Here is a 16,976-nt window from a genome sequence, read left to right as displayed (position 1 = left end):
GGAGCAAGAGGAAAAATGCAGGCTGGAGTGCCAATCGGCCAGGCAGCGCGTGCCAGCGGTGTCAAAGTTCCCACGGTGCGGTATTACGAGCAGATCGGCTTGTTGCCCACGCCGGATCGGAGCGAGGGCAATCGACGGCTTTATGACCGCACCGATGTCGACCGGCTGACCTTCATTCGCCATGCGCGCGAACTCGGCTTTGACGTCGATGCGATCCGCAGGCTCCTGGCGCTGCAGGATCATCCCAAGCAATCCTGTGCAGAGGCCGACGCTTTGGCGCGCGAGCATCTGGTCGAGGTGGATCGCCGTATTCGCAGCCTCATGGCGCTCAAATCCGAGCTTGAGCGGATGGTGGAAGGCTGCGTGCACGGCAAGGTCGAGGATTGCCGCGTTATCGAAATCCTCGCCGATCATGGCGAGTGCAAATATCACGACCACGACAAGCCGCTTTCGACGTTTGCGTAGCCGGCCGCGATGCCCCCGCCCAAGGTCGGGGTTTGAGCCTGCCTTGAGATCGGCTAAGGAGCGGCCACATATCGAATATGACCGCCGATATTTGTATCGGCAGCATGCGGGAGAGGACTGATGACCTATGGCAAGGCACCTGCGCCCCCTGTTACGCCTCCGGCGCTGATGGCACGCAAGGGCGGCGCGCCGATCGTTTGCCTCACTGCCTATACGACGCCGATCGCCCAACTGGTCGACCGGCATTGCGATCTGGTGCTCGTGGGCGACAGCGTCGGCATGGTGCTTCATGGCTTGCCCGACACGCTCGGCGTTACGCTCGACATGATGATCATGCACGGCAAGGCGGTGCGGCGTGGGCTGAAATCGGCGCTGATGGTGGTCGACATGCCGTTCGGCACTTATGAGGAAAGCCCCGAACAGGCCTTTCGCAACGCCGCCACCCTGATGCGGGAGACGGGCTGTGGCGCCGTAAAGCTTGAAGGCGGAGCGCAGATGGCGCCCACGATCCGCTTCCTGACTCAGCGTGCCATTCCGGTTGTCGCCCATATCGGGCTCACCCCGCAATCGGTTCATACATTCGGCGGCTATAAGGTGCAGGGCCGCGGGGCCGAAAGCCAAGCTGTTCTGCGTGACGCCCAGGCAGTGGCCGAGGCAGGGGCGTTTGCCGTCGTGATCGAGAAGGTGCCCGATATTCTGGCACGTCGCATCACCGCCGATATCGACATTCCCACCATAGGCATCGGTGCTTCGGTCGCATGCGACGGGCAAATTCTGGTGGTCGACGACATGCTGGGCATGTTCGCTGATTTCAAGCCGAAATTCGTCAAGCGTTATGCCGAACTGGGCACAGAGGCCGACAAGGCCGTGGCGGCCTATGCCGAAGAGGTTTGCGCCCGGCGCTTTCCCGCTGCCGAACATGTGTTCGGCGACACGCCCACCAGCGTCAAGGGCGCCTGATGAATCTCCCGATCTGCCGAACCGTCACCGATTTGCGGGCCACTGTGTCTCAGTGGCACGCGGCCGGTGAGAAAGTCGCTGTCGTGCCCACCATGGGTGCCCTGCATGAAGGCCATCTTTCGTTGGTCCGGGCGGCGCGGGGCAGGGCGACGCGTGTCATCGTCACCTTGTTCGTCAATCCGCGGCAATTCAACAATGCCGACGATCTCGCCAAATATCCGCGCGATGAGGAGGCGGATCGGGCTAAGCTTGCTTCGGAAAATGTGGATCTGCTGTTCGCGCCCGGTGTCGAAGAGATGTATCCGGAAGGTTTCTCGACCACCGTGTCGGTTGCGGGCCTGAGCGAAGGGCTTTGCGGCGCGCACCGTCCCGGCCATTTCGATGGCGTGGCGACCGTCGTCACCAAGCTGCTGCTCCAGACGCAAGTCGATGTCGCCCTGTTTGGTGAAAAGGATTATCAGCAGCTGAGCGTCATCCGAAGGCTGGTGCGCGATCTCGATATTCCCGTGGAGGTCGTTGGCGTCCCAACGGTCAGGGAGGCCGATGGACTGGCCTTGTCTTCGCGCAATGTGCGCCTGAGTGCCGAAGGGCGGCGGAAGGCTCCCGCACTGGCGGAGGCTCTAGCCACGGCCGGCATGGCTATCGAGCGCGGAGAAGACGCCGATGCCGCGATCGCCCGAGCCAAGGCTGCCATTAAACGGGCAGGATACTCCGAGGTCGAATATCTCGAACTGCGCGATGCGGAAACCCTCGAGCCGGTTTCGCGGGCCAAACGGCCGGCACGGCTGCTCGTGGCGGCATGGCTGGATAGCGTGCGGCTGATAGACAATCTCCCTGTGCTGCCGCCGAGCCACGGGTAGGGCTATTGCGCTGCTCTTTCGATATCACTCCGAGTGATCACCGGCAGCGTTATGCGGAAACATGCACCTTCGTCTGCCTCTGACACCAGCTCCAGCGTGCCGTCCATGCGGGAGATGATTTCGCGACTGATAGGTAGCCCAAGGCCTGCGCCGGCGTACGGGCCGGCTTCACCCAGACGGCCGCGATAGAATTTGTCGAAGATGCGCGGGCGTTCTTCTTCGGCAATGCCAAGGCCATTGTCCTCGACCTCGATCATGTAGTTCTTGCCCTTGAAGCGCGAACGCACCTCAACCATCGGATCGATGGCCCCGTTATATTTGATGGCATTGGAAATGAGATTGATGAGCACCTGGCTCAGTCGGTCGGGATCGGCCCGGACAAGGGCGGCAGAGGCGCGCGAGCCGATCTTCAACCTGGTATTGGATTGCCGCGCCAGTGCATCGCAAACCCGTAGTGCCTGATCGAGCGATTCCTCGGCGTCGATGGGACGGTTCTCCCAAGCACGTTCGCCCCGTTCCAGCGCCGAGAGATCCAGAATCTCGTCGAGGAGCGAGGTCAGGCGCAGGCTTTCCTTGTGGATGGTCGAAACGAATTTCTGCCGCGCCTCGTCATCGAGATCTTTCTCGCTCAGCAGGATTTCCGAAAACGCCCGGATAGCGGTCATGGGGGTGCGGACTTCATGACTCACCTGGCTCAGAAATTCGTCTTTCTGAACATCCACCTTCCGCAGCTGCCGATTGGCCTGTTCGAGCTTTTCCGCGGTGGCCCGCAATTGCGTCGATGTGCGTTCCAGCTCCTGGGAATACTCGATGGCCTGCTGGGTCTCGTCGGCCATCTGCATGACCTCTTCGAGTGAAATCGCATCGCCGGAAACCACTTTGGAAAGCATGACGTGCGCCGAGGCGGCGCCGATCGAACCGGCCATTTCGCGCTCCAGGCGTCGAATAAAAGCCGGGCTGGGCTCCAGCGTCGTCCAGGGCATGCGCGCCTGTTTGGCTTCTTCGGAAAACAGCGCGACGGCCCGTTCGTGACCGAGTACCCGTCGCGCGACGAGAAACAGGTCGTCGGCGGTGGCGGTCCCCCGGATGGGGTTGGTTTCCGCACTCGCGCGGCGGAAGACGTTGAGAAACAGCGTGGCCTGGACGTGCTCGAGCGCCGATTGGCTGGTGACCAGCGAGCCGACAACGAGGACTGACGTATTGAGAAACAGGCTCCAGAAAACCGCATGGGCAAGTGGATCGAGCCCGTCCAACCCGAAAAGGCCTTGCGGACGCAGCCACGAGATGCCCCAAGGGCCATTCACCATGATGTCGGCCACAAGGCTCGATGAGGTCGCGAATGAGGGCATAAAGCTCGCCCAAAGCCAGACCACAAAACCTATGCATATCCCGGCTATGGCGGCCCTTGTTGAAGCATCGCGCCAGAAGAGGCTGGCGAGAATGGCAGGCAGGAATTGCGCCACGCCGGTAAATGAGATCAGTCCGATCGGCGCCAGTGCATCCGACCCGCGGGTCAGGGAGAAATAACCGAACCCCAGAAACAGGATGAGCATGATCGAGAGGCGTCTGGCGTTGAGGATCAGGCGCCGCACCCCCTGGCCGTCGCCTATTCCGTCCCCCGCCGTTAGCCGCAGCATGATCGGCACCACGATATGGTTCGACACCATGATCGAAAGCGCGATGGATTCGAGGATGATCATCGAGGTCGCCGATGAGAAACCACCGACAAAGGCGAATAGCGCCAATGCATCCTGCCCCTGCGCCAATGGCAGGGTGAGCACGAACATATCCGGGTTGGAGCCTGCCGGCAGCGAACTTAGCCCGAAAAGTGCGATGGGCAGAGTAAAAAGGCTCATCGCAAGCATGTAGGCCGGAAAGGCCCAACTGGCCCACCGCAGATGTTTTTCGTCCGAGTTTTCGACGACGGTCACCTGAAACTGGCGCGGCAGGCAGATCACGGCGGCGCCGGCGAGCACGAGCATCGCCGTCCAGCGGTCGCCGAAGGTGTTGTTGGCGTGGATGTCCAGCCCGGCTGCCGTGGCATTGGTGAAAATCGCCTCCATGCCGCCGCCGATATAGACGACGAAAAATCCGACAGCGAGGAGTGCCGTAAGCTTGACGATGGCTTCAAAGGCGATGGCAGCGACGACCCCATGATGCTGTTCCTTGGCATCGACATTGCGTGTGCCGAACAGGATGGTGAACAATGCCATGCAGGCGGCGACGCCGAACGCCAGGCCGACTTCGTCCCAGCCTTCCAGGCTTCCCCGTCCGAACTCCGAAGAGCCCGCGATTGCCTCGATCGACGAGGTTATCGCCTTGAGTTGCAAGGCGAGATAGGGGGCAATGGCGATGACGGCGAGGACGGTAATGAGCACGCCCAGGGTACTCGATTTGCCGAAACGGGAGGAGAGCAGGTCGGCGATCGATGTGATCCGCTGGTCATGGCTGATGCGCACGAGGCGTCGCAGGATGAACCACCAGCCGACGAAAACGATCGTCGGACCAAGGTAGATGGTGAGATACTCAAGCCCGTTGCGCGCGGCGGTGCCTACGGCGCCATAGAAGGTCCAACTCGTGCAATAAACCGAGATCGAGAGGGTATAGACGAAGGGCGAACGCAGAAACCCGCCGGTTGTGGTGCGAGTATGCCGGTCTCCCAAATAGGCGATGACGAACAGCAGCCCCACATAGGCCACGGCAGTGGCGATCACCAGATCGGCCGTGAGCGTCATGGCCGGCCCTCACCAGGCGGCGCGGGGGGCTCGTCAGGCGGCAACACGGCTGCAAACCAGGCGGCTCCGCCGATAAGGCACAGCCAAAGGCCGAAGAGAAACACGCTTTCGATCGGAATGCCGGCTACCAGCGCATCGAACCGGAACAGCAGGATCAATGGCGGCAGATTGGCCAGCGCCCCGAACAGGGTGAAAAAGAGCGAAGCGCCTATGATCTTGCGCCGCATCGGTGTCGCTCAGTGGGCGTGGCGCAGATCGGAGGGATCGCCCAGCAGGCTTCGCACCGCATCCACCACGTCAGCGTTGGAATAGGGCTTGGTGACGAACCTGTCGGCACCAAGTTCCTCGGCGATACGCCGGTCCTGCTGCTGCCCCTTGGCGGTCAGGACCAGAACCGGCAAGTCAGCCGTCGACTGATCGGAGCGGATCTGCTTGAGCACCTCGAATCCGCTGCGCTTGGGCAGCATGATATCGAGAACGAGAACCCGAGGCCGCTGACGCCTTACAGCGTCCATCACCGCTTCACCATCCATGACGGCACCGATGGTCCATCCTGCTCTTTTCAGAACGAAATCCAGCGCTTCGAGAATGGATGGCTCGTCTTCTGCAATGAGAATATCGATAGCCAAAACTCCCCCTCCGAGCCTCTTCCTCCGCAAGGCTCATCATCAGATAAGCGCAATTGTGACAATTCGCCAAGCCCCGTCAGGCGATGGAGCCCGTCAGCGTGGCCTCGGTGCCCGGCGCGAACGGGGCCTCCTGCCGGCTGGGGCAATCCGCGCGTGTGCATAGCCGGCAGCTCGGCCCCACGGGCACGTCGGCGCCGGAATCGCGCAAATCGAGACCGTCGGCGTAAACGGTTCGGTCTGCGTGCAGGATATCGGTTGCAAGGAGGATCGAATGGGGCAGCGCCTGATCGGCAAAGCCCGAGGAGCGGCGCGAAACCGCCTTGGCAATAAAGAGGAAGCGTGAGCCATCGGAAAACCGCACCACCTGGCGAACCAACTGGCCCGAGGAGCGGAACGCCGCATAGATGGCCCAGAGCGGGCAGGCGTGCCCCGTCTGGGGAAGCAGCAGGCCGGGTAGGGGGAAGTGTTTGGTCAGCCGCCCAGCCGGATCCGAGCGCAGGAAACCAAAGGGGACACCCTCGGCGTCCTCTCGCCTGAGGGTCACGAGCCGGTGGGCAACCTGTTCGAAGCTGGCATTGTAACGTTCGCTCAGTGCTTCCACATCATAGCGCAGGGCTTCTGCATCGGACCTGAAGCGCTCATAGGGAAAAAGCACCGCCCCGGCTGCGTAGGAGGAAAGATAGGCCCGCGCCAACTTGCGCGCGGTTTCCGAGGAGAGCTCGGGCGCGCCGGCGACGGTGTCCAGGACGCCGCCGCTCGTCAGGTCCGCGACCAGTCTGACCATCTGGAACTGTCTGGTCGATTGCGGCACGGTGTTGCGAAACCAAATCGTCCGGCGTTCCGCATCGTAGGCAAATGGCTGGCCTGACGGCGGATTTGCGGTTCGCTCGACGGCAATGCCATGGCGTTCGCGCAAATGGCCGATGATCGCGGCCTCGCCCGCCCGTTCTCCCAAATCCGCCGCGATCTCGGCAGCGCGATCCTCCAGGAGCGGGAAGTAATTGCGGGCGGCAAAGATCATGTCGTCCAGCTCGCGCCGGACAGAGGCCGATCGGCTGGCGATACTGGCATGATCGAATTGGCCGATCAGGTTTTGCGCCACTGCGGTCAGCCCACGCGCTTCGCGCGAAATCGATCCGACAAACCGCTCGCGCTCCTCGGAACTGAGATCCTTGATCTCGTCGAGAATCTCGGCCGAAGATCGCACCGCGGTAATGCGCGAGAGAACCTGGTGCAGAAGTTGACTGAGCAGCGGATCGGCGCGCAGGCGATTGGCGTAGGCATCCGCACTCACGGCGGCAGCCGCGTAGGCCCGGTGAAGCCTGGCGATCATTTGGGCGATTTGCGGCTGGGTCGCGACAAGACTGCGGGCCTGGTCGGCACTAAGCCCGACATCGGCCAGGACCGGATCGGCAAACGCTTCGGTCAATTCGTGTATGAGCCGATGTTCGGCCTCTCCAGTCAATTCGCCTATGGTGATTTCGAGTTCGGCGGCGATGCGCTGGAGCAGCGTGCCGCCCACCTGGCGCTTATTGGCTTCGATGAGATTGAGATAGCTCGGCGAGATGCCCACGCTACGCGCCAGCGCCGCTTGCGACATGCGGAGTGCTTTGCGTCGGGTACTGATCCTGAGACCGATAGGTGCCCGCATGAGGTTCCGTTGTCAATTCGTTGACGAGAATACGGCGGAATATCGTCAATGATTGACAGGATTTTCGTTGATTTACAATAGCATGTTGCGGTGATGTAAACGCGCGTCGATACTTCGAGTCGGCGGAGAGGCGTATGGAGGTATGCCTTCTCCGCATCAAAGGAGGAGATCGATGAGCGAAACGAAACGCGGAATCAGCCGCCGCCGTGTCGTCAAGACTGGCATGGCCGGCATTCTGGCTACAGGGGTCTCGCCCCTGATCCTGTCGAAGTGGGCATGGGCGCAGGAATTCTGCAACGCTCCGACGGGCGATACGGTCACATTGGGCTTCAATGTACCGCAGACCGGCGCATATGCCGACGAAGGCGCAGATGAGCTCAAGGCTTATGAGCTGGCCGTCGAGCATCTGAACGGCGAGGGCGATGGCGGGCTTATCCCGCATTTTTCATCCAAGACGCTGACCGGCAACGGCATTTTGGGCAAGCGGGTCGAATATGTCACCGGTGATACCCAAACCCAGTCGGATCCGGCCCGTGAGTCAGCCCGCCGCATGATCGAACGCGATGGCGCCATCATGATCACCGGCGGTTCGTCCTCGGGCGTCGCGGTGGCGGTGCAGAGCCTCTGCCAGGATATGGGCATCATTTTCATGTCCGCCCTCACGCACTCGAACGACACCACCGGCAAGGACAAGCGGCGCTACGGCTTCCGCCATTTCTTCAACGCCTATCAATCCGGGGTCGGCCTGGGCCCGCAACTCGGCGCAGCCTATGGCAATGAGCGCCGCGCCTATCACCTCACCGCCGACTACACCTGGGGCTGGACGCAGGAAGAATCGATGATCGCGGCCACCGAGGCGCTCGGATGGGAAACCGTCGAAACCGTACGTACGCCTGTGGGGGCAGGGGATTTCAGCCAGTATATCACGCCGGTCCTCAATTCGGGCGCCGACGTCCTCATCCTCAATCACTACGGGTTCGATGGCGTCAACTCGATCACCCAGGCCACCCAGTTCGGCCTGCGTGACCGGCAGGCGAACGGACAGAACTTCGAGCTCGTCCTGCCGCTCGTCTCCGATCTCATGGCGGCCGGTGCCGGCACCGCGATCCAGGGCGTCTATGGCACCTCGAACTGGTACTGGAGCCTGGGGGACGAGGCATCGAAAGCCTTCACCGCCTCTTTCGGCGCAAAGTGGGGTTCGCCGCCCAGCCAGGCGGCCCACACATCGTATGTCCAGACGCTGCTTTATGCCGACGCCGTAGAGCGGGCAGGGACCTTCTATCCCCCGGAAGTCATCCGGGCGCTCGAGGATTTCGAGTTCGACGGCATGGGCAATGGCCCCACGCTCTACCGTGGCGCCGATCACCAGTGCTTCAAGGACGTGCTGGTCGTGCAGGGCAAGGAGACCCCGGCCAACGAGTTCGACCTTCTCGAAGTGGTCAACACCGCTTCGCGCGACTCGGTGACCTACGACCCGTCGATCTTCGGCGGCGAGTTGGGGCCCTACGAACCCAACATGTGCGCGTGAGGCCGGTCTAGCCGGACAAGCAAAGTGCCCGGCCGCGAATGTGGCCGGGCCAACAGGTACATCTGGAGCCACCTTGATGGATGCGATTCTTGCGCAATTGCTCAATGGGCTGGACAAGGGCGGCGCGTATGCACTGATCGCCTTGGGCCTCACCTTGGTTTTCGGAACGCTTGGGGTGGTCAATTTCGCCCATGGCGCGCTCTTTATGCTCGGCGCCTTCTGCGCCGTGGCCTTTCGGGCGCTGATCACCATGGAAAGCGTGACGGTCGATGAAACCCAGCTTTCTCCTTGGGGTACGCCGCTTGAAGTGCGTACGCCCCTGGCCGAAACCTGGTTTGGCGATTGGGGTGCTGTTCTGGTCGACTATTCAGTGCCGCTGTCGATCCTTCTCGCCATCCCTGTGATGCTGGTCATAGGGGTCGCGATGGAGCGCGGGCTCATCAAGCATTTCTATAAGCGTCCCCACGCCGAGCAGATATTGGTGACCTTCGGCCTCGCCATCGTTTTGCAGGAACTGGTCAAAACCTTCTTTGGTCCCAATCCATGGCCGCAGCCGATCCCTTCGGATTTTCGCGGCGCTGCCGATGTCGGCGCGCTGTTCGGCCTGCAGGCCGGCGCTGTGACCTACCCGCTCTGGCGTCTGGTCTATCTCGGCTTTTCGCTCGCAGTCATCGGGGCCGTCTTCGCCTTCCTGCGGTTCACCACCTTCGGCATGGTGGTGCGCGCCGGCATGGCCGACCGCGAAACAGTCGGACTGCTCGGCGTCAATATAGACAGGCGCTTCACCATCATGTTCGGGATCGCAGCGGTCGTCGCAGGGCTGGCTGGTGTGATGTACACGCCGCTCCTGCCGCCCAACTACCATCTGGGCATGGACTTTCTGGTGCTGTCCTTCGTGGTCGTGGTCGTAGGCGGAATGGGTTCGTTGCCGGGTGCCGTCGCCGCGGGCTTCCTTCTCGGCATCCTGCAATCCTTCGCGTCGATGACCGAGATCAAGGCGATCATTCCCGGTATCGATCAGATCATCATCTATGCGGTTGCAGTCGTAATCCTTCTGGTCCGCCCCCGAGGCCTCATGGGCCGGCGCGGCATGATGGAGGCCTGAGCTATGAACTTCTTTCGGCTTCCAAAAAACGAATACGTCACCTTCGCGGTCTTTTCGCTGGTGGTTCTCACCATGCCGATCTGGCTGCAGCCGCTCGGCGCCGCATATCCCGGCCTGATGCAGCAGTTCACGATCTTTGCGATCTTTGCCGTGGGCTTCAATATTCTCTTCGGGCTGACCGGCTATCTCAGCTTCGGCCACGCGGCGTTCCTCGGGGTGGGGTCCTACACCGCGGTATGGTCGTTCAAGCTATTGTCCATGGACGTCATTCCAGCCCTGATCTTTGCCATCGTCATGGCGGCTGTCTTCGCGCTGGTCATAGGCTATGTCTCGCTGCGGCGCTCGGGCATCTATTTCTCGATCCTGACGCTGGCTTTCGCGCAGATGAGCTACAATCTCGCCTATTCGGTCCTCACGCCCATCACCAATGGTGAAACAGCGCTCCAGCTTGCGAGCTCGGATCCTCGCGTTCTGGACAATCTGTTTGCCCTCGGTGTCTCGGGGCGCATTCCCTCGCCAAGCCTCTTTGGCAATGCCCTTGGCGGCATCCAGGGTTTCTATCTCTGCGCCGTCATCCTGCTGATCGCCTTCTTTGTCGCCCAGAAGATCTTCACTTCTCCATTCGGCATGATGCTGCGGGCCGTCAAATCCAATCAGACCCGCATGGCCTATACTGGATTCAACACCCGCCCTTATACGCTGGCCGCCTTCGTCATCTCCGGCATGTATGCCGGCCTCGCCGGAGGTCTGCTTGCGGTCACCGATCCTTTGGCCGGCGCCGAGCGCATGCAGTGGACCGCCTCGGGCGAGGTGGTGCTGATGACCATTCTAGGCGGGGTGGGCACGTTGATCGGTCCGGTGATCGGTGCCTGGATCATCAAATACATGGAAAACATCTTCTCGGCCTTCAACGAGCGCCTGCTGCACTATGTGTTCTCGTGGCTGCCGGATGGTGTCGAAGACGTCTGGGTTGCGATTGCGTCCAAGTTCGTGGGCGAGGGGTGGCACCTGACGCAAGGGCTCGTCTTCGTCCTCGTGGTCGTGTTCCTGCCAGGCGGCATCATGGAAGGCGTGCGCCGTATCCGGGCGATGTTCGCCAACCGGCGAAGCGAAGCCACGCGCTCCGCCCTCAGCACCTCGGCAGCCGAATAGGAGACCTGTCATGGAAACCAGGGATAACGTCGTTCTGCACGTTGCCGATGTCCATAAGAACTTCGGCGGTTTGCATGCTCTTTCCGATATCGACCTGCAGGTGGAGGAGGGAAAGACCCACGCGATTATAGGGCCCAACGGCGCTGGCAAATCGACGCTGCTCAATGTGGTGATCGGGCGCATCCCGCCCACCAGCGGCGCTGTGGTGTTCGATGGGGTGGTGCTGACAGGCAAGAAGCCGCACGAGATCAATCAGCTCGGCGTAAGCCGCGTCTTTCAGACGCCAGAAATCTTCGCCGATCTGCCCGTGCTCCAGAACGTCATGACACCGGCGTTTGCCCGGCGGGACGGTGCTTTCAAGATCAATCTCGCCACTCCGCTTGAACGAGAAACGGCGCTGCGCGAGGAAGCCGAAGCCATGCTCGAGGACGTGGGCCTGATCGACAGGCGCAACGTCAACGCGGGTTCGCTTTCGCGGGGTGACAAGCGGCGGCTCGAACTCGCCATGTGCCTTATCCAAAAGCCGCGCCTCCTGTTGCTTGACGAGCCGACAGCGGGGATGAGCCGTCACGACACCAACACCACCATCGAACTCCTAAAGAAGATCAAGAGCCGGGGGATGACCAAGGTCATCATCGAGCACGACATGCATGTGGTGTTCTCTCTGGCCGACAAGATCTCCGTTTTGGCCGGCGGCCGCATCATCGCCGAAGGGCTGCCCTCGGAGGTTCGCGGCGATACCCGCGTGCAGGAAGCCTATCTGGGAGGAGCGCACTGATGAACGCCGTATCCACCATCCAGCGTGATGCCGCCTCTCGACCGCAAGCGGCCGCGCCGTTTTTCTCGGTCGATGATATCCACTCATACTATGGCGAGAGCTACATCGTTCAGGGCGTGAGCTTCGACATCGCCCATGGCGAAATACTCGCCCTGCTTGGCCGCAACGGTGCCGGCAAGAGTTCCACCCTGCGCACCATCGCCCGGCTCGACAGTCCGATGCTGCATCGAGGAGAAATCTGGCTCGACGGCCAACCGATCCACAAGCTCAAGGCGTTCGAGGCCGCAAGGGCGGGCATTCAGCTCGTTCCCGAGGACCGGCGCATCATCCAGGGATTGACGGTCGAGGAAAACCTCACGCTGGCGCAGGTTTCGCCCGGCATGGGCTGGGATCTCGACCGCATCTACGGGCATTTTCCGCGTCTTGCCGAGCGTCGCCGTCAGGAGGGAACGACGCTGTCGGGGGGTGAGCAGCAAATGCTGGCCATCGCCCGCGCCCTGGCGCGCGATCTCAAGCTGCTTCTGCTCGACGAGCCCTATGAGGGGCTTGCTCCGGTCATCGTCCAGGAGATCGAGACCATTCTGCACGAGATCAAGGAGCTGGGTATCACCACGATCATCGTCGAGCAGAATGCTGTCGCAGCCCTCAAGCTTGCCGATCGCGCGGTGATCCTCGACACCGGCGAGGTCGCATTCTCCGGAACTGCACGCGAAGTGCTCGACAATGCCGAACTGCGCCACGAATACCTAGCGATCTAGGATGTTGCCATGAACAGCCAAGCCCCGGTCACGCGCCATACGCGCCTCACACCTCAGCAGTTCAACGACAAATATACAGCCTCGCTCACCGATCCCGAAGCCTTCTGGCGGGAGGAGGGACAGCGCCTCGACTGGATCAAGCCGTATTCCAAGGTCAAGAACACCAGCTACGCCTATCCCGATGTCTCGATCAAATGGTTCGAGGACGGCATCCTCAACGTGTCGGCCAATTGCATCGACAGACATCTGGCGACCAATGCCGATAAGGTTGCGCTTATATTCGAGCCGGATGATCCAAATGATCCCGCCCGGCGCATAACGTTCCAGAAGCTTCATGACGAGGTGTGCCGCTTCGCCAACGTTCTCAGATCTCTTGGCGTTGAGAAGGGAGACCGCGTCACCATCTACCTGCCGATGATTCCTGCCGCGGCCTATGCCATGCTCGCTTGCGCGCGCATTGGGGCGGTGCATTCGGTGGTGTTCGGCGGGTTCTCGCCGGACGCCTTGGCCGGCCGGATCAATGATTGCGACAGTCGCGTCGTCATCACTGCGGATGAAGGTCGCCGGGCCGGCAAGACCGTGCCGCTCAAGGCCAATGTCGACACCGCGCTCCAGGATTGCCCGCGCGTCGAAAAGGTGGTCGTGGTGGAAAACACCGGCAACGTCGTCGCGATCAAGGGATCGCGAGACATCTGGTGGCACGAAGCTGCCGCGGGCGTCGCGCCGTTCTGCGAACCTGAGCCTATGAACGCAGAAGACCCGCTGTTCATCCTCTATACTTCCGGTTCGACGGGTAAGCCCAAGGGCGTGCTCCACACCACCGGCGGCTACCTGGTCTGGGCATCACTGACCCATGAGATGATCTTTGATCCCCGCCCCGGCGAGGTCTATTGGTGCACGGCAGACGTGGGCTGGGTCACCGGCCACACCTATGCGGTTTATGGCCCGCTTGCCAACGGCGTCACCTCACTGTTGTTCGAAGGCGTGCCCAACTGGCCCGATTGTTCCCGCTTCTGGCAGGTGGTCGACCGGCACAAGGTGGCCATCTTCTATACCGCACCCACTGCTATCCGAGCGCTGATGGGCGCCGGGTTGGAGTATGTCGAAAAAGCCGATCTCTCATCCCTGCGTCTGATCGGAACAGTGGGCGAGCCGATCAATCCCGAAGCCTGGCAATGGTACAACAAGAACATCGGCAAGGAGCGCTGCGAGATTGTCGATACCTGGTGGCAAACCGAAACTGGCGGGGCGATGATTACGCCACTGCCGGGCGTCGTGCCCACAAAGCCCGGCTCCGCGACATTGCCGTTTTTCGGGGTCAAGCCCGTGGTGCTCACCGCCGAGGGCGAGGAAATCGCAGAGATCAAGGCCGAGGGCGTTCTTGCCATCGCCGATAGCTGGCCGGGGCAGGCGCGCACCATCTGGGGTGATCATGACCGGTTCGTCGAGACATATTTCTCGACCTACAAGGGCCTCTACTTTACCGGCGATGGCGTCCGTCGCGACGAAGATGGGTATTACTGGATCACGGGTCGCGTGGACGATGTCCTCAACGTCTCCGGCCATCGCCTGGGGACCGCCGAGATCGAAAGCGCGCTCGTCGCTCATCCAAAGGTCTCCGAAGCGGCGGTCGTGGGCTATCCGCACGAAATCAAGGGGCAGGGGATATATTGCTATGTCACCCTCATGGCGGGGGAAGAGGAAAATTCCGAGCTCGGCAGCGAACTGAGGAACTGGGTCCGCAAGGAAATCGGCCCGATCGCTTTGCCCGACCTCATCCAATTCGCTCCGGGGCTGCCCAAGACCCGCTCGGGCAAGATCATGCGCCGCATCCTGCGCAAGATCGCAGAAGATGACTTTTCATCGCTGGGCGACACCTCGACTCTCGCCGATCCGGGCGTCGTGGACAATCTCATCGAGAACAGGCTGCATCGATCGGACCGTTGACCTGGAATTCCAGGTTTAGGACTTTCGTTGGTCTGGACGCTTGCCGCACACGCACATAAGCAGGTCTAGAACAGACCTGGAGATGGATCGTGGCGCGCAAGACTCTCGAAACCTGGATCGCTGACAGCAAGCTCGATGCCCCAATCGCCGTGATCTTTGGGATGGCCGCCGATTGCGCCATCGAAATCGCAGTCGCTTTACGGATGGCTTCGGTTGCCGGGGATACAGGCGCGGCCCAGACCGTGAACGTCCAGGGCGAGGTCCAGAAAAAGCTCGACGTGGTTGCCAACGATATCTTCCTGCGCCGCGGCAGGGCCACCGGTGTTCTGGCGGCAATGGTCTCGGAAGAACTTGACGAAATCGAGCTCGTCGAAAATGCCCGGAATGCACGTCACGCCCTGGTCTTCGACCCACTCGACGGGTCCTCCAACCTCGAAATCAATGGCGCGGTGGGGTCGATCTTTTCGGTTCTTGACTTGGGCAAAAGCGAAAACGTCGGAACCGATGATGTCTTGCAGCCCGGCAGCGGGCAGGTCGCCGCCGGCTACGTGCTCTACGGGCCCGCAACGCTTCTGGTGCTGACAACCGGCCGTTCCGTCTCGATCTTTAGCCTCGATGAAGCCAGCGCCAGCTTCGTTCTCGTCAACGAGAAGGTCGAAATTCCTGCCGAGAGCGCCGAGTTTGCCATCAACGCGTCGCGACAGTCGCGCTGGTATCCGGCGACCCGTGGCTTCATCGACGCCTGCATCGCCGGCAAATCAGGACCGTTCGGCAAGAGTTACAACATGCGCTGGTGCGCCGCCATGGTCGCCGATCTCCACCGCATCCTGTGCCGGGGCGGCGTGTTTCTCTATCCGGAAGACGAGGACACCAAGGCCAAGGGCGGTCGTTTGCGGCTGCTCTATGAGGCTAACCCGATGAGCATGATCATCGAGGCGGCGGGCGGCGCGTCCACGACCGGAACCGAGCGTATCCTGGATGTCGTTCCGACCAGCCTTCACCAGCGCATCGGCATCATCATCGGATCGCGTGACGAGATCGAGCGCGCCAAGTCCTTCTATTAACGACAGGTAAACCTTTCCGCATCGTTTTGCGGCAACTGCGTAAGTTTACTGAAAATCCATTCGGCTAATGTCTAGCTCGCGAGTGGCCGGCTTGCCGCCGGTTTGCCAAGGGGCGACACGGGCATGGGACGCAGCTTTTTCGATTTGCTTCGGCGCGAGGACGGCGTCGTCGCAGTGATTTTCGCCGTGATGGCGATTCCCTTCATCGCGATGGCCGGCTGGGCCGTGGATTATGTGCGGCTGCAGCACGTGAAGGATTTCCTGCAGGCAGAAGCAGATTCGGCTGCGCTGAGTGCCCTGCATGATGAGGTGAACTGGTCGGACGTTCGCACGGCCATGCTGGCTGAGGTAGGACGCAGCTACAAGGGCGACTGGGCGCGCCAAATCGAGGTCAGAGGGCAGTGGCTGAGTGGAGTCGACTTTGAAGTCGTTGCTGAGGCTGACGTTCCGCTTGCATTCGTGAAGTTGATTCCCGGTGTGGGAGAAACTCAGCACGTCACCGCAACTGCGGTCGCGCGCGTTTCTGAGCCCGAGCTACGCTATAGTCCACCCGAATTTGCCGCGCTCGAATTCGAAGCCTGGGATTTCAATAGGCTGTGGCTCTACTGCTTCTGGCCCGACCGGCCACTTAATGACCCTACACAGCCCAGACGCACTCAGATGGTGCCCATAGCCGACAATGGTGGGTCGGAATTTATTCCCGATGCCGGCAATCCGCTCGAAGATGATAATCCCATCCAGGATGCGCTTCTCCGTTCGTCATATGAGATGCGAACATCACTCGGCGTCGAATACCTGGATTCTCAGGAACAGGGGATTTGGCGGCAGATTAAGAGCGGTAGCATTGGCGAACGCAAATACACCTATCTCATGCCCCAGTGTCCAGCAGGTTCTCATCTGAGTTTGCGGTTGGAAAACGTGTACAACGCGCTCCAAGACGTTCGGGAAAAGAAAATTACCTCTGCTCGATGGGACAGCGGTGGAACGCGCAATAACTACTATACTGATACGATTTCCGAGCGCGGGGTTGCCGATCAGCATACTGGACTTGGCTCACGCAATATTCTTGAAACCATAGTCTGTGAGAGGCGAGAAGAGTGCGTAACGGAAGACGACCGCCCGGGCACCCTTATTCCGCCGCGGCAAACCAACAGAAATCCGCAACGGGCAACCGCCGGCTGTAGCAATGGCCAATACATGTACTACGGCTGGGAAGATCGCATCAGCGGATCGGATCGCGACTACGATGACATTCGCGTTGTCATGGCATGCCCTGAAGAGGTCCGAAGCGGCGAGCGGAACGCTCGCCTGCTGAGTTGATGCATTCATTGCATTCATTGTAGG

The 16,976-nt window shown here is 61.0% G+C and carries 15 protein-coding genes; 11 read left to right on the top strand and 4 right to left on the bottom strand.

Going from position 1 to position 16,976, the window contains the following annotated elements; translation table 11 throughout:
* The first annotated feature begins 15 nt into the window (after nucleotides 1-15).
* From NO932_RS10880 to panC, 3 genes are all read left to right on the top strand, one after another.
* Entirely contained in the window at nucleotides 16-465 is a 450-nt protein-coding gene (locus NO932_RS10880; protein ID WP_309207379.1) for a helix-turn-helix domain-containing protein, read from the top strand.
* A 120-nt stretch (nucleotides 466-585) separates the two neighbouring features.
* Nucleotides 586-1,425 (top strand): 3-methyl-2-oxobutanoate hydroxymethyltransferase, encoded by an 840-nt coding sequence (gene panB, locus NO932_RS10875; protein WP_309207378.1) that lies wholly within the window; start codon nucleotides 586-588, stop codon nucleotides 1,423-1,425.
* Complete coding sequence (gene panC / locus NO932_RS10870; protein WP_309207377.1) at nucleotides 1,425-2,285, top strand: pantoate--beta-alanine ligase; 861 nt, start codon at nucleotides 1,425-1,427, stop codon at nucleotides 2,283-2,285. The genes panB and panC overlap by 1 nt, the downstream gene beginning before the upstream one ends.
* A gap of 2 nt (nucleotides 2,286-2,287) precedes the next feature.
* Here the strand turns inward: panC and NO932_RS10865 are convergent, their stop codons facing one another.
* From NO932_RS10865 to NO932_RS10850, 4 genes are all read right to left on the bottom strand, one after another.
* Nucleotides 2,288-5,020 carry a sensor histidine kinase gene (locus NO932_RS10865; protein WP_309207376.1) on the bottom strand — a complete coding sequence of 911 codons (2,733 nt, stop codon included), beginning with the start codon at nucleotides 5,018-5,020 and terminating at the stop codon, nucleotides 2,288-2,290.
* Nucleotides 5,017-5,247, bottom strand: coding sequence for a hypothetical protein (locus NO932_RS10860; protein ID WP_309207375.1), 231 nt, complete (start codon nucleotides 5,245-5,247; stop codon nucleotides 5,017-5,019). The genes NO932_RS10865 and NO932_RS10860 overlap by 4 nt, the downstream gene beginning before the upstream one ends.
* Before the next feature lie 9 nt (nucleotides 5,248-5,256).
* The gene (locus NO932_RS10855; RefSeq protein WP_309207374.1) at nucleotides 5,257-5,649 is read right to left on the bottom strand and encodes a response regulator; all 393 of its coding nucleotides are present in this window, start codon (nucleotides 5,647-5,649) and stop codon (nucleotides 5,257-5,259) included.
* Between the two features lie 76 nt (nucleotides 5,650-5,725).
* Nucleotides 5,726-7,249 carry a short-chain fatty acyl-CoA regulator family protein gene (locus NO932_RS10850; protein ID WP_309207373.1) on the bottom strand — a complete coding sequence of 508 codons (1,524 nt, stop codon included), beginning with the start codon at nucleotides 7,247-7,249 and terminating at the stop codon, nucleotides 5,726-5,728.
* A 223-nt stretch (nucleotides 7,250-7,472) separates the two neighbouring features.
* Here NO932_RS10850 and NO932_RS10845 point away from each other — a divergent pair, with 223 nt between their 5' ends.
* The 8 genes from NO932_RS10845 (at nucleotide 7,473) to NO932_RS10810 (ending at nucleotide 16,952) form a co-directional block, all read left to right on the top strand.
* Nucleotides 7,473-8,828, top strand: a complete 1,356-nt coding sequence (locus NO932_RS10845; RefSeq protein ID WP_309207372.1) for a substrate-binding protein — start codon at nucleotides 7,473-7,475, stop codon at nucleotides 8,826-8,828.
* A 76-nt stretch (nucleotides 8,829-8,904) separates the two neighbouring features.
* Complete coding sequence (locus NO932_RS10840) at nucleotides 8,905-9,933, top strand: branched-chain amino acid ABC transporter permease (RefSeq protein WP_309207371.1); 1,029 nt, start codon at nucleotides 8,905-8,907, stop codon at nucleotides 9,931-9,933.
* 3 nt (nucleotides 9,934-9,936) lie between these two features.
* Nucleotides 9,937-11,085 (top strand): branched-chain amino acid ABC transporter permease, encoded by a 1,149-nt coding sequence (locus NO932_RS10835; protein WP_309207369.1) that lies wholly within the window; start codon nucleotides 9,937-9,939, stop codon nucleotides 11,083-11,085.
* Between the two features lie 10 nt (nucleotides 11,086-11,095).
* The gene (locus tag NO932_RS10830) at nucleotides 11,096-11,863 is read left to right on the top strand and encodes an ABC transporter ATP-binding protein (protein WP_309207368.1); all 768 of its coding nucleotides are present in this window, start codon (nucleotides 11,096-11,098) and stop codon (nucleotides 11,861-11,863) included.
* Entirely contained in the window at nucleotides 11,863-12,621 is a 759-nt protein-coding gene (locus tag NO932_RS10825) for an ABC transporter ATP-binding protein (RefSeq protein WP_309207366.1), read from the top strand. Before NO932_RS10830 ends, NO932_RS10825 begins: the two co-directional genes overlap by 1 nt.
* A 9-nt stretch (nucleotides 12,622-12,630) precedes the next feature.
* A complete protein-coding gene (gene acs, locus NO932_RS10820; RefSeq protein WP_309207365.1) occupies nucleotides 12,631-14,568 on the top strand; it encodes an acetate--CoA ligase in 1,938 nt (645 codons plus the stop codon).
* A gap of 89 nt (nucleotides 14,569-14,657) precedes the next feature.
* A complete protein-coding gene (locus NO932_RS10815) occupies nucleotides 14,658-15,632 on the top strand; it encodes a class 1 fructose-bisphosphatase (RefSeq protein ID WP_309207364.1) in 975 nt (324 codons plus the stop codon).
* A 123-nt stretch (nucleotides 15,633-15,755) separates the two neighbouring features.
* Nucleotides 15,756-16,952: a Tad domain-containing protein gene (locus tag NO932_RS10810; RefSeq protein WP_309207363.1), complete on the top strand. Its 1,197-nt coding sequence runs from the start codon at nucleotides 15,756-15,758 to the stop codon at nucleotides 16,950-16,952.
* Nucleotides 16,953-16,976 lie beyond the last annotated feature (24 nt).

This window comes from Pelagibacterium sp. 26DY04 (assembly GCF_031202305.1).
Taxonomy (GTDB): Bacteria; Pseudomonadota; Alphaproteobacteria; order Rhizobiales; family Devosiaceae; genus Pelagibacterium.
Note: the sequence above shows the minus strand (reverse complement) of the source record. Positions and strands in the feature narration are given on the sequence as shown.